General features: G+C 61.8%; 7 protein-coding genes. 3 read left to right on the forward strand and 4 right to left on the reverse strand.

Annotated elements, in window-relative coordinates:
- The first annotated feature begins 5 nt into the window (after positions 1 to 5).
- The gene (locus ABSE61_RS18615) at positions 6 to 1,253 is read left to right on the forward strand and encodes an MFS transporter (protein ID WP_423872593.1); all 1,248 of its coding nucleotides are present in this window, start codon (positions 6 to 8) and stop codon (positions 1,251 to 1,253) included.
- 14 nt (positions 1,254 to 1,267) lie between these two features.
- Here the strand turns inward: ABSE61_RS18615 and ABSE61_RS18620 are convergent, their stop codons facing one another.
- A complete protein-coding gene (locus tag ABSE61_RS18620; RefSeq protein ID WP_423872594.1) occupies positions 1,268 to 4,876 on the reverse strand; it encodes a YhdP family protein in 3,609 nt (1,202 codons plus the stop codon).
- Positions 4,877 to 5,266: 390 nt separating this feature from the next.
- Here ABSE61_RS18620 and ABSE61_RS18625 point away from each other — a divergent pair, with 390 nt between their 5' ends.
- The gene (locus ABSE61_RS18625; RefSeq protein WP_423872651.1) at positions 5,267 to 5,953 is read left to right on the forward strand and encodes a peroxiredoxin; all 687 of its coding nucleotides are present in this window, start codon (positions 5,267 to 5,269) and stop codon (positions 5,951 to 5,953) included.
- A 104-nt stretch (positions 5,954 to 6,057) separates the two neighbouring features.
- Positions 6,058 to 7,401: a M23 family metallopeptidase gene (locus tag ABSE61_RS18630; RefSeq protein WP_423872595.1), complete on the forward strand. Its 1,344-nt coding sequence runs from the start codon at positions 6,058 to 6,060 to the stop codon at positions 7,399 to 7,401.
- Between the two features lie 14 nt (positions 7,402 to 7,415).
- Here ABSE61_RS18630 and prfB read toward each other — a convergent pair.
- The 3 genes from prfB to ABSE61_RS18645 form a co-directional block, all read right to left on the reverse strand.
- Positions 7,416 to 8,547 (reverse strand): peptide chain release factor 2 gene (prfB, locus tag ABSE61_RS18635; RefSeq protein WP_423872596.1). Its coding sequence is split into 2 segments (ribosomal slippage): positions 7,416 to 8,477 and positions 8,479 to 8,547, totalling 1,131 coding nucleotides; the frame shifts between segments, so codons are not numbered across the junction.
- Between the two features lie 89 nt (positions 8,548 to 8,636).
- Entirely contained in the window at positions 8,637 to 11,129 is a 2,493-nt protein-coding gene (locus tag ABSE61_RS18640) for a penicillin-binding protein 1A (RefSeq protein WP_423872597.1), read from the reverse strand.
- A gap of 203 nt (positions 11,130 to 11,332) precedes the next feature.
- Positions 11,333 to 12,646: an N-acetylmuramoyl-L-alanine amidase gene (locus ABSE61_RS18645; RefSeq protein ID WP_423872598.1), complete on the reverse strand. Its 1,314-nt coding sequence runs from the start codon at positions 12,644 to 12,646 to the stop codon at positions 11,333 to 11,335.
- Positions 12,647 to 12,812: the final 166 nt, after the last annotated feature.

The following is a 12,812-nucleotide window of genomic DNA, read 5'->3' on the forward strand; positions in this document are numbered from 1 at the left end:
AAAGAATGGATAAAGCCACGCAGAGGGAGGAAGCGGCCACTACGCCGGCAAAACCGGTTCGCACGGCACTCGGCGTGCTCGCGATTTGCTTTGCGCTATCGGTCCTCGGCCGCGGGTTGGGCGAAAGCTTCTCGGTTTTCCTGCTGCCGATTTCCGAAAGTTTCGGCTGGGACCGCGCCGACGTCGTCTCGGTCTACTCGCTGAGCGCCTTGGCCGGCGGCCTAGCCTCTCCTCTGATCGGCCGGCTGTTTGATTATTCCGGTCCGCGCAGCGTCTATTCGCTCGGCCTGTTGTTGTTCGGCGGCGCGTTCCTGTTCGCAGCCAACGCCAGCCATCTTTGGCAAATCCAGTTCAGCGTTGGCATCTCGGTCGGCTTGGGGATTGCGCTGATCGGCAACGTGCCGAATTCGATTTTGCTCGGGCGCTGGTTTGGCCCGAAGCTGCCGACCGCGATGGCCGTGGTCTATTCTGCAACCGGCGCCGGCGTATTGGTGCTGTTGCCGACCTCGCAGGTTTTGATCGATCATGTCGGCTGGCGCGGCACCTATCAGATCTTCGGCACGACCGCGCTGCTGTTGCTTCTTCCGCTTCTGATCCTGCCGTGGCGCCTGTTCTCGACGGGCTCGCCCCATGTCGTCAAGGAAGCGGCGGCCGATATGGCCGACGAAGGCTGGACGCTCAGTCGCGCCGTGCGCCACCATGCCTTCTGGGCGCTGTTCTGGACCTTCTTCTTCACGGCGATCGGCATGTATGCGCTCACGCCGCAGGTCGTCGCCTATCTGATCGATGCCGGGTTTCCACCATTGCAGGCGGCAACCGCCTGGGGTTTTTCCGGCGTCGTGCTGTTGTTCGGAATGCTCGGAGTTTCCTGGCTCGACGGCATCATCGGCCGCAGACCGTCGGTGCTGCTTTCCTACGCAATGTCGATCTTCGGGATTTTTCTGCTTTGGCTGTTGCAGTGGTATCCCAACATTTGGGTGCTGACCGGCTTTGTCGTCTGCTTCGGCAGCATGATCGGTTCGCGCGGTCCGTTGCTGACGGCAACCGCGATGAAGCTGTTTCGCGGAAAGCGCGTCGGAACCATCTATGGAAGCATATCGATCGGCAGCGGGCTTGGATCGGCGTTTGGCTCATGGAGCGGAGGCCTGATCCACGACGTCACGCATAGCTATAATCCGCTGCTTCTCTACGCGCTGATCGCCGTCATTCTCGGCATGATCCCGTTTCTGGTGGTCCCGGCGCTCAGGCAGTGACGTCGCGCCGTTGATCAGTTGCTTGACGGAAACTCCGCCGTTCCGTTCTGCCTGCCGGTATTGAAGTCCCAGATTTTTCTGGCGACGCCCGGGAAAACCATCGAAATCGGATTGACGCGAAGCGTCGGCTTGTCGGGAGTTCCGACCACCTCATAGGTCATGCCGAAAAGACCTTCATTGCTGCCGCCGCCGAGAAACAATCCGACCACCGGAATCTGTCCGAAGATGTTGTTGAGGCCGTAGATCGGAACGAAGGTGCCGCTCATGCGCACCTGGTTGCCGGGAAAGTCGATACTGCCTTCGATCGTACCGCCGATGGTCGGCCCCTTGAGGACGCCTTCCTTGATCGTAAGCTGCCCGCTTTGCCGGACAAACTCTGCGCGCAGCCGCGAGAAACTGATGCCGTTTGGCGCGCCCGCCGAACCGCCCGCCGCGAGTTTATCAAGCGATGCCTCGCCCTTGACGGTGAAGTCCTTGACGTTGAGCAATCCTTCCTTTGGGCTCGGATCCGCGGTCGGCGGATCCAGTGCCAGTTGGAGCTGGCCACCGACGACCTTGGAATAGGTGTCGGTGAAGCGCAGGAATGCGCCCGCGTCGTTGGTCTCGAGGAAAATCACCTCGCGGCCCTGCTGGCGGCGCAAATCGGCCGTAACAGGCGTGTCGCGTCCAAGCTTGCTGGAGAACGAGAAGCTTTTGAGCGTCCCGCCGCGCCTCGACATCTTGGCGTCGACGCTGCGCAACGCCTCGCCGAAGAACCCGGCGACCGCCCCCAGTTTCACGTCGACGTCGAAGTCGACGGTTTTGGCCTTGCTCTTGGCGTCGGCCTCCCTGCCGGAGATCGCGGTTTTGAGAAAGCCGCGGCCGTCGAACACGTCGCCGCGCATGGTAACCTTGATCACGCCGTCCGGCCCGCGATCGGCCCGCAGCGATGTCTTGTCGCCTTCAGATGGCGCGTAGGTCGGGAAATTCGCGTTCATGAGGTCGCCGTTCTGGTCGACTTCGAGCGATCCCTTGATGGACGCACCGCCGCCTTCGACCACGATGTCCTCGAGCCTGGTCGATTGCGGCTTTTGAACCACGTTGAAGGTGGCGCGCGTCGACTTGCCTGACGCCTTGACCCAGCCGGGAAGGATATTGTCGAGTTTCAACCCGGTGAGATCGGCATCGATGCCGAGGCGGGTGTCGCCGCCGATCTTGCCGCTTAGTTTGACCGGGATGGAGCCGCTGAGCGCGGGTCCGAGGTCGAAGCCGAACCGGGCACGGCTCGCCTCGTCGAACGTCGCCGACAATTTGATATCCGCATCGCCGTCGTTCTGTTTGCGATAATCGAGCGAAGCCGCCTGCCCGTTGATCTTCACGTCGCCCTTGACCTGATAGCCCTGATTGTTGGCGACCACTTTCAGCCCGTTCGCCTCGACCTTCTGATTCATCATCAGCCGGTCGGCGGCAAAGCCGCCGAGATCGGCGCTAACCGTGTAATTGACTTCGGCCCGGGCGATCTCGTGCTTGATCGGCAAGGCAAGGTTGACGACGGCAGAAATCGTTCCTTTGCTCGCATTCGGATCGATCAAGGTTGCGGAAAGATCGCTCAACTTGTCCGAGGAGAGAATCTCGGCAGCCGCCGGTACCGGGCCGTCGATCCGGAATTTCACCTTGGACTGCACCGGCTTTGGCGCCATGTCCGCGATCTCGAAGACCGCATCCGAAACAGTGAGCTTGCGGCCCGTCGGCGTATCGGCCGCGCCCTGAGCGATGCTGACATTCGCGGTCCGGCCGGTGATATGCGCCTTCAGATCGGCATCGCGAATAGCTGGCAAGCCGTCCACGGGACGCAACGTCACACCGTTGGAGACAATGTTGACGTTGAGACCATCGTCGGGGATCGGCGGCCCTTTTCGCGACAGGTTTTTGACGGGAGAATTTACCCCGATTTCGATACGCTGGATCGCGCCGCGTTCGACGTGGTCGATCACCCACTGCCGCACATCGGCTACGACTAACGCGGGCCAAATCCGCTTGAGCGCCGCGACCGTCATCGGCGTGCTGGCAAATCCCAGCATCATGCGCGGCTCGCCCGAATAGTCGACACTGCCGGTGCCGGCCACGCCGATCTCGCCGTTACTGAAATCGGCCTGCGTCAGGGTCACCCGTTTTTTGTCGGTATCGAAACGCACACCGATCGAGACGCGATTGAAGATGACCGGCGGATCGTTGTTGTCGTTGCCAGCCAGCAAAACCGTGCCGCCGCTAAAGCCCAGTTGCCATTCGTTGACATTGCCGTTGGGGGGCTCAAGCGTCGCGAGCAGCGTGATCCGGCTCTGGCCGGAAACAATCTGGAAAGGCGCCGCCAGCACCCGCTTGTTGGCGTCCCAATCCAGGCTCACTTCGGCCGAATCGATCGCCATCGGATACTCGGGCGTATCGCTGTCGGCGATCTCTCCGGCGCCCGCGGTGATCTTGCCGCGGAAATAGGTAGGCAAACCGTCGCGGCCGAGTTCGCCTTTCAATTCACCGCTAAGCGGCAAGTTCGCGCTGTAGTTCATATCCTTCCGGCGCATCGCCAACAGGATGTTGGTGGTCGAAACCTTGTCGGCCTTGATGTCCACCGACCGCACGCCGTTGGTGGGCGGGCCCACAGCCACACGCAGCGACCAAGCTTGGGGGCCTTCTTCGGCAAGACTCAGCACGACGCCGCCGCCGCTTGGACGGCGCATACTGAGCGAGATGTTCTGGAAATTCCATTTGTTGCCGCGCTGCTGATCGTCAACAATGAGGCTGCCGTTCTTCAAACCGATCTCGTTGAGATTTTGCCCGTCAAGACCCGTCAGGCTCAGGCTGTCGAGCCAGTCCAGGCCTGCGAGCAGTCCGGCTTGTGTGCTGTCGGTCGATGCAGCACCGGCCGGCTGATCCGGCGAAGGCGCCGCCGGTCCATTCGGGACAGCCTGGCGCGGAAAAGTGGGCGGAAGCCCCGCTTCCTTTTTCGAGGCGACGCCGGTGGCGAGCGGTCGCGCATTGTCGCCGGTGGATACGGTGACATAACCATCGGGAGTGATGCGCACGCTAAGCCCGGCATCGACCAGGTTCAGGCTTTCCGCCCGCAGGCGCCCCATCAATAGCGCGTAGCCTGACAGTTTCACCTCGGCCTTCGGCGCGCTCGCAACGATCGCATGATCGCGGTCCCGCACGATGATGTCGCGGATGCGCACCGCGATCCTGATACGGCCGGCCCGCTCGATCTGCGTGCCGCCGACTTCGACCGTGTTGCCGTGACCGATATTGTCTTCGATTGCAGCGGCGAGCCAGGGCGTCGCCATGTCGAGATTGATCGGCCCGGCGCCAAGCCGCCACCACAAGGCGCCGAAGCAGCCGGCAAAAACCACGAGCAGAGACGCAAGGACGATAGCGAGCCGCCGGAACCAGCGCCCGCCGGCGAGCCGGCGACGCAGCGATCCCAGGCGATCGCCAAACACGTAGACTCGGGAATCAGATCGCGACAGCAACCGGCGCGCCCGACGCCCCGCCGCCTCATCGTGTTCCGCGTGCACGTCGTCGGCGCCGTCCCACTGTTGCAGCCGGACGTCAACGGGCGGACTGGGATGCTGGGTCGGCCTCTGTTTTACCATTGCCTCTCATTGCCGGCGCCAGGGGATGGAACAGAACGGGCAATAAAGGCTTCTCGTGCCGGCATTTCACCCCTCCTCATCCGATGGGACCATTTGACCCTGGCCACCCATCTGGTCGCAGGCTCCCAAAGCGAATCTAAAATCCGAAAGTGCAGTAAAACCTATATTTGCAAATAGTCCCTCGATTCCCGCATTCGCAAAAGTGTCGGTACCCCCAAAGTTGAAGCGGGACGACTGGCGCCTCGCTTGTTACTCGGCTGCAGCCACGCCAGCGGGCGGGTGGCGTGTCGAATTCCTTTTGAGCATAATCCGAAAAGACCAAACCGGCCGAACCCGACCTGCCTCAATACCTCAATGATTGATCCGCGGAAAGCGACGAAAGGAAGGCGTATGTCCAAGAAAACTCGCGAGAAAACCCGCAAGCCCCCGGCCCGGAAGACAAGCCCGGGATCGAAGGCTCCGGCCAAACGGGCAGCTTCGAAAGCGGGTCCGCCGTCGGCAAAAAAAGCAAGCAAGAACTCAAAAACTGGGCAAACTAAAGCATCGCCTAAGGTTTCGTCCAAAGCATCAAAGGCGGCTGCGGCAAAATCGAATCGGAATACCGCTGTGCGGTCCACCCTCGCGGAGGGCGCGAAAGCCCCTTCCTTCGCATTGCCTCGCGATGGGGGACATGCAGTTTCCCTGGCCGATTATGCCGGCCAGAAACTCGTACTGTTTTTCTACCCCCGCGCCGACACGCCCGGCTGCACGAAAGAGGCGATCGACTTCACAAGGCTCAAAGGCGCCTTCGCCGCCGCCGACACCGCTGTCGTCGGGGTGTCAGGCGATCTGCTGAAGGCGCAAGAGGCGTTTCGGAACAAGCATCAGCTCTCGGTTCCTCTCGCGTCGGATGAGAACCACGAAATGCTCGCGGCCTACGGCGCGTGGGGCGAAAAGTCCATGTATGGCAGGACGTTCATGGGCATCCTTCGCACCACGGTTCTGATCGGAGCGGACGGTAAAATCATCAGGGTCTGGCGTCGCGTGAAAGTCGACGGGCACGCCGACGAGGTACTTGCGGCGGCCCAGGCGGCCTGACCCGTGGAAGCGGTCATTCGCGAAAAATTAACCATGACCGGGTCAAATCCCTTCCGTAATTTAGGGCCGTAAGGAACTTTCCTCCGACCGGCACGGGAGTGCCGATGTCGTACCGTTCCGGTCATCCGTCTGAGTATCGCCAGCCGCAGGATGCGGGCCGGCAAGCCGCCCGCAAGCCGGTCAATTCTCCCACCGCCAAAAGCGAAGAGAACGGATACACGCTGGTCCATGCCGGTAAGCAGGTCCGCTTCGGGCCGGTGGCTTTCTGGATCGTGGTTGGCACGGTCACGACGCTCGGAATGTGGTCGGCGGCGACCGCCACCTATTTCGCGTTTCGTGACGATGTGCTGACGCGGCTGATCGCCCGCCAGGCGGAAATGCAATACGCCTATGAAGACCGGATCGCGGAGCTTCGCGCCAAGGTCGACCGTGCGACCAGCCGGCAATTGCTCGATCAGGAGCAGTTCGATCAGAAACTCGAACAGATCATGCGCCGGCAGACCGCGCTTGAATCGCGTGCGAGCGCGATGGGCGCCATTCCCGATATTACGGGATCGGTCAGGGCGCCGTCGCGAGGCGCTGCCGCCACCGAGCCGGCAACCTCGGGCGTACCGAAACCCTCCCCGATCAGCGACACTGCGGTGTTCGTCGCGCCGCCCGATCGCGAAGCGCGCCTGGAATCCCGCGCGCCGGTCATCGTCAATGCGCCGGCGACCAAGGCCGCAAAAATCCAGGGCGTCGACAATGTGATCGTGCGCCTGCAAAACTCACTCGATCAAGTGGAGCGCCGCCAACTCGCTTCCCTCACTTCGCTTGAAGACAATCTCGAATCGCGGACGCGGCGCATGCGCGGCGTGTTCACCGATCTCGGCCTTGACATCGGCCAGTTAGAGGCGGCAACGCCGCGTGCAGCAATGGGCGGCCCGTTTGTGCCCGTGAAACTTTCCCCGGACGCCGGCGCCTTTGATCGCCAGCTTTACCGTATCAACATCAGCCGCGCCCACGTCGAGCGTCTCAACCGCACGCTGGCACTGGTGCCGTATCGAAAGCCCGTGATCGGCGAAGTCGAATTTACGTCCGGTTTCGGAGTCCGCTCCGATCCGTTCCTCGGCCGCCCCGCGATGCATACCGGGCTCGATTTCCGCGCCGCCACCGGCGATCCCGTGCGTGCCACCGCCAACGGCAAGGTCGCATCTTCGGGATGGGCGGGCGGCTATGGCCGGATGGTGGAAATCGACCACGGCAATGGGCTATCCACCCGCTACGGACATCTTTCCGAGATCAACGTGAAGGTCGGTGACGTCGTCAAGATCGGACAGGTGATCGGCGCGGTGGGGTCGACCGGCCGCTCGACCGGCCCGCATCTGCACTACGAAACCCGGATCGACGGTGAGGCGGTCGATCCGCAGAAATTCCTGCGCGCCGGCGTTCGGCTCAGCGCCGGCTGAACATTTTACTTACACTAATCCACATCTTCGACTGCACCGGGCTCCGTGCCGAAGGCGCGCTGCGCCAACGTCGCAGCCATGAATTCGTCGAGGTCGCCGTCGAGCACGCCTGAGGTGTCCGAGGTCTGCACGCCGGTGCGCAGATCCTTGACCATTTGATAGGGCTGCAGAACGTAAGACCTGATTTGATGGCCCCAACCGATATCGGTCTTGGCGGCCTGATCGGCGGCGGCCTGTGCCTCGCGCTTTTTCAACTCGATCTCGTACAGCCGGGCGCGCAGCATGTCCCAGGCCTGCGCGCGGTTCTTGTGCTGCGACCGACCGGCCTGGCAGACCACCGCAACGCCGGTCGGAATATGCGTCAGGCGGACCGCGGATTCGGTCTTGTTGACGTGCTGGCCGCCCGCACCGCCCGAACGCATGGTGTCGGTGCGCACGTCGGATTCCTTGATATCGATCTTGATGCTGTCGTCGATTACCGGAAAGATCGCCACGCTCGAAAACGAGGTGTGCCGGCGCGCGTTGGAATCGAACGGCGAGATCCGCACCAGCCGGTGCACGCCCGCTTCGGTCTTCAGCCAGCCGTAAGCGTTGTGCCCGCTGATCTGGATGGTGGCCGATTTGATCCCGGCCTCTTCGCCTTGCTGCTCTTCCAGATACTCGATCTTGAAGCCGTGTTTTTCGGCCCAGCGGGTGTACATCCTCAGCAGCATCTGAGCCCAATCCTGGCTCTCGGTGCCCCCGGCGCCGGCATGGACCTCCAGATAGGAATCGAACCGATCGGCTTCCCCCGACAGCAGCGCTTCGAGTTCGCGGCGCGCGACTTCTTTCTGGAGGCCTTTCAACGCCGCCTCGGCCTCAGCCACAACGGCCGCGTCGTTCTCGGCCTCGCCGAGTTCGATCATGCCGATATTGTCTTCGAGCTCGCGCTCGACCTTGCCGATGCCCGACAACGCATCCTCGAGCGAGGTGCGTTCCTGCATCAGCTTCTGCGCTTTTTGCGGGTCATTCCAGAGATTGGGATCTTCGGCGAGCTGGTTCAGCTCCGCCAGGCGCGCGGTGGATTTTTCGACGTCAAAGATGCCTCCTCAGCAGCCCGACCGACTGCTTGATCTCTTCGACTAGACGTTCGACTTCGGCGCGCATGATATTCTCTGATCTGTTTGGCTTGAAGCGCTGCACTGACAAGACTTCCGCCTGACGTAGCGGCGGAAGTCCAAGAATACAATCTAACTCTAATATAATCCGCCGGTGCCTGAACGGAACAAGCCGCGATCGGCATCCGGTTGCTGCTGCGGCAGAAGCTGGCGTCCATCGGCATCGGCTACCCCAATATTATCCGGCGGCGCCGTCCCCGGCTTGAAGGCCTCAAGGATGGTACGTCCGCCTTCGCCAGGACCGACGCGCATGCCGGTCTTGGCATCGACGCGGATCAGCTTGATGCCGGCAGGGACCTTGAACGGAATCGCCGGCTTGTCGACGAGCGCCAGTTTGAGGAAGTCGCGCGCGATCGGCGCGGCAAGATGGCCGCCGGTTGCGGCATTGCCATGCCCCAGCGGACGCGGCTTGTCGTAACCGAGATAGATACCGACCACGATATCCGGCGAGAAGCCGACGAACCAGGCGTCCTTTGCCTCGTTGGTCGTGCCGGTCTTGCCGGCAATCGGCTTGCCGACTTCCTTGACCGCGATCGCGGTTCCACCCTGCACCACGCCCTCCAGCATCGAGGTCATCTGATAGGCGGTCATGGTGTCGAGTACCTGCTCGCGGCGGTCGATCAACTGCGGCTCGGTCTGGTTCTTCCAGCCGCCCGGCGCGTCGCAGCCACGACATTCCCGTGCATCGTGCTTGAAGATGGTATGGCCATAGCGATCCTGGATGCGGTCGATCAAGGTCGGCTTCACGCGCCGCCCGCCATTGGCAATCATCGAATAGGCCGTGGCCATGCGCATGACCGTGGTTTCGCCTGCGCCAAGCGCGTAGGACAGATAGTTCGGCAGTTCGTCATAAACGCCGAAGCGGTGGGCATATTCTCCGATCAGCGGCATGCCGATATCCTGCGCCAGGCGGACCGTCACCGTGTTCAACGACAAACGCAACGCATTACGCAGCGTCGTCGGACCCTGGTATTTACCGGAAGAGAAATTCTCAGGACGCCAGACGCCGGCCCCCTGCCCCTGATCGATTTCGATCGGCGCGTCGACGACCTGGGTCGACGGCGTATAGCCGTTGTCGAGCGCCGCAGAATAGACGATCGGCTTGAACGACGACCCTGGCTGCCGATAAGCCTGCGTGGCGCGGTTGAACTGGCTCTGGTCGAACGAGAAACCGCCGACCATCGCGAGCACACGGCCGGTCCAGGGGTCCATTACGACCATGGCACCGGACACCTCCGGCAGTTGCCGCAGCCGGTATTGACCTTCAACGGGGTTGCCGTCCCTGAACAGCGGATCGGCATAGATCACATCGCCCGGCGACAGCACCTGCGATACCGCGGTCGGCGTCCGGCCCTTCATCGGACCTGCCACGGGCTTCGCCCATTTGATGCCTTCAAGCGTGATGATCCCGGTCGGCCGCTCCTTGCTCACGGCGCCACCGAGTTCGCGACTTGGTTGAAAACCGATGCGCGCCGACTGATCGCTGGTATCCAAAACCACGGCGAGCCGCCAGGGTGAAACATCCGACAACGATTTGACGTCGGCAAGTTTGACGCCCCAATCGCCGGAAATATCGAGCTTGCTCGAAGCGCCCCGCCAGCCCTGCGCCTCGTCGTAATTGACGATGCCGGCGGCCATGGTCTTGCGCGCCATCACCTGGATTTTCGGATCGAGCGTGGCGCGAACCGACAGCCCGCCCTCATACAGCTTCTTCTCGCCGTAGCGCTCGAAAATATCGCGACGGACTTCCTCTGCGAAATACTCGCCTGCGAACGTATGCGCGGCATTGGTGCGGTTGGTAACAGTCAAGGGATCTTTCCGCGCCTTGTCCGCATCGGCCTGCTTGATCCAGCCGTTTTCCAACAGGCGGTCGATCACATAATTGCGCCGCTCAATGGCGCGGTCACGGTTGCGCACCGGATGCAACGCGGCCGGCGCTTTCGGTAGCGCGGCGAGATAAGAAGCCTCGGCGACCGTGAGTTCGTTGACCGATTTGTCGAAATAGACCAGCGAGGCTGCGGCCACGCCATAGGCACCAAGGCCGAGATAGATTTCATTGAGATAGAGTTCGAGGATCTTGTCCTTCGAATAGGTTCGCTCGATCCGCATCGCCAACAACGCTTCCTTGATCTTGCGGGTGAATGAAACCTCGTTGGTCAACAGGAAGTTCTTGGCGACCTGTTGGGTGATGGTGGACGCGCCCTGCGGCCTTCGGTTCGAACCGATGTTTTGCGCATAGAGAACGGCGGCGCGCGCCATGCCCGAAAAGTCGATGCCGCCGTGTTCGTAGAAATTCTTGTCTTCGGCGGCGAGGAACGCGTTGATGACGAGTTTCGGCACCGCCTGGATCGGCAGGTAGAGACGCCGCTCCTTGGAATATTCACCGAGCAGCGCGCCGTCGGCCGCGTGAACACGCGTCATCACCGGCGGTTCGTAATCCTGAAGCTGGGAATAGTCCGGTAAATCCTTGGAAAAGTGCCAGATCAGCCCGGCTACGGCGGCCACGCCGACCAGGAACACGACGGTTCCCGCAGCGAACAAGAAACCCAAAAACCGCACCAGCAAGCGCATAATGTAAATTCCGTTGGTCCCCGCGCCGAAATAACCGGCGCCTCATGGAGGTATTTTCCGCTCCGACCATCGATAGCCGGAAAGGGATTATATCATACGCCGCCGCAGGGCGAATGACGCCGATTCCCAAGGCATCGCGCCGGTTATAGTGCCGCCGCTGTGGCCAAACTAGGGCCTCTTAAGCCTCGGTTTTTCTTCAGCCTTTAGTTCCCGCTTCCTGCCGTTGCCAACCGCTTGGCAAAGAACATGTCGATGGCATGCGCCACCGAACCTGCGGTTCGGGTGCGCCAGTTCTCCGATGCCAGATGCTCCATGTCATCCTTGTTGGAGACATAACCGAGTTCGACCAGAACCGACGGGACGTCCGGCGCCTTCAGCACCCGAAAGCCAGCCGACTTCAGCGGGTTCTTATGCATCCGCGTGACCGTCTTCATCTCACCCATCAACAGGCGGGCAAAACGGTTGGAAAAGGTGCGGGTTTCGCGCTGGGCAAGATCGATCAGGATGTCGGCGACTTCGGTCGGCTCCGAGGTCAGGTTGACGCCGCCGATGGCGTCGGCCTTGTTTTCCGCCTCCGCCAGCCTTTCGGCCTCCGCGTCCGAGGCGCGATCGGACAGCGTGTAGATCGTTGCTCCTTGCGCATCGCCCTCATGACGCGGCAAGGCATCCGCGTGGATCGAGACAAACAAAGCGGCCGACTGGCCACGCGCGAATTTCACGCGATCGTCGAGCGGGATGAACGTATCGTCGGTGCGGGTCATCACGACGCGGAATTTGCCGCCTTTCTCGATGCGGTCGCGCAAAATGAGCGCAAAGCCGAGCACTAGATTCTTTTCGACCTCGGTGCCGGACTGGGTGCCGTTATCCGGGCCGCCATGGCCGGGATCGATGACGATCACGGGACGCGTATCGTTCGATGAAGGCGACGCGGCAGGCGGCTCCAGTTTCGCAGGCACGGTCGATACCGGAAGCGACGTCGTTTTGGCATCGGCGATTCCAGGTCGAAGCGTGGGGCGGCTTTCCGGCGCGAGCAACTGAACGAAGGTGGTGCGGTCGACCTCCTCCAGTTCGAGCACGAGCCTCGCCGGCTGGCCGTTGGCCGCCTCGAGCACCGACGCGTTGACGATCCTGGCGGGACCCGTGAGGTCAAAGACCAGCCGCGAACCACCCGGCATCACGAGGCCATAGCGGAACGCCTTGATCAGGCCCCGCCCCGCGGTGCCAATTCCGGGCGGGAGCTGAAAACTGACCTGGGGGATATCGACGACCACGCGATAGGGGTCGGCGAGCGCAAAGGCGTGGACCGAGATCGGCTGATCGAGATCAAGAACGAAGCGGGTCTGCTTGCCATCGCCGGCGAGCCGAACGTCGGAGGCGACCGGAAATCGAACCGAAGGAGTCGGCTTGGGCGGCTGGCTCTCGACAGCGGCCACCTTGCCGAACGGAAGCCATAGGCATGCTGCGGCGCACAACAGCGCGAAACCCAATAATACAAGGTGATTTGCGCGGCCCGCCACCGAATCCGTGCCTCCGAGCAGCTCTCTTACTCCAATAAAACCACGGGGTTAATCGCGCCTTAAACACTATACGCCGAAAAGGGCAGAGTGTGGCCGGCATGCGACTCCCTTGCACGGAAAGGCTGATCCACGTATGTAGGGTGTGCTGACGGCCAAAATTTCCGGT

It is taken from the genome of Bradyrhizobium sp., assembly GCF_049519115.1.
Classification (GTDB): domain Bacteria; phylum Pseudomonadota; class Alphaproteobacteria; order Rhizobiales; family Xanthobacteraceae; genus Bradyrhizobium.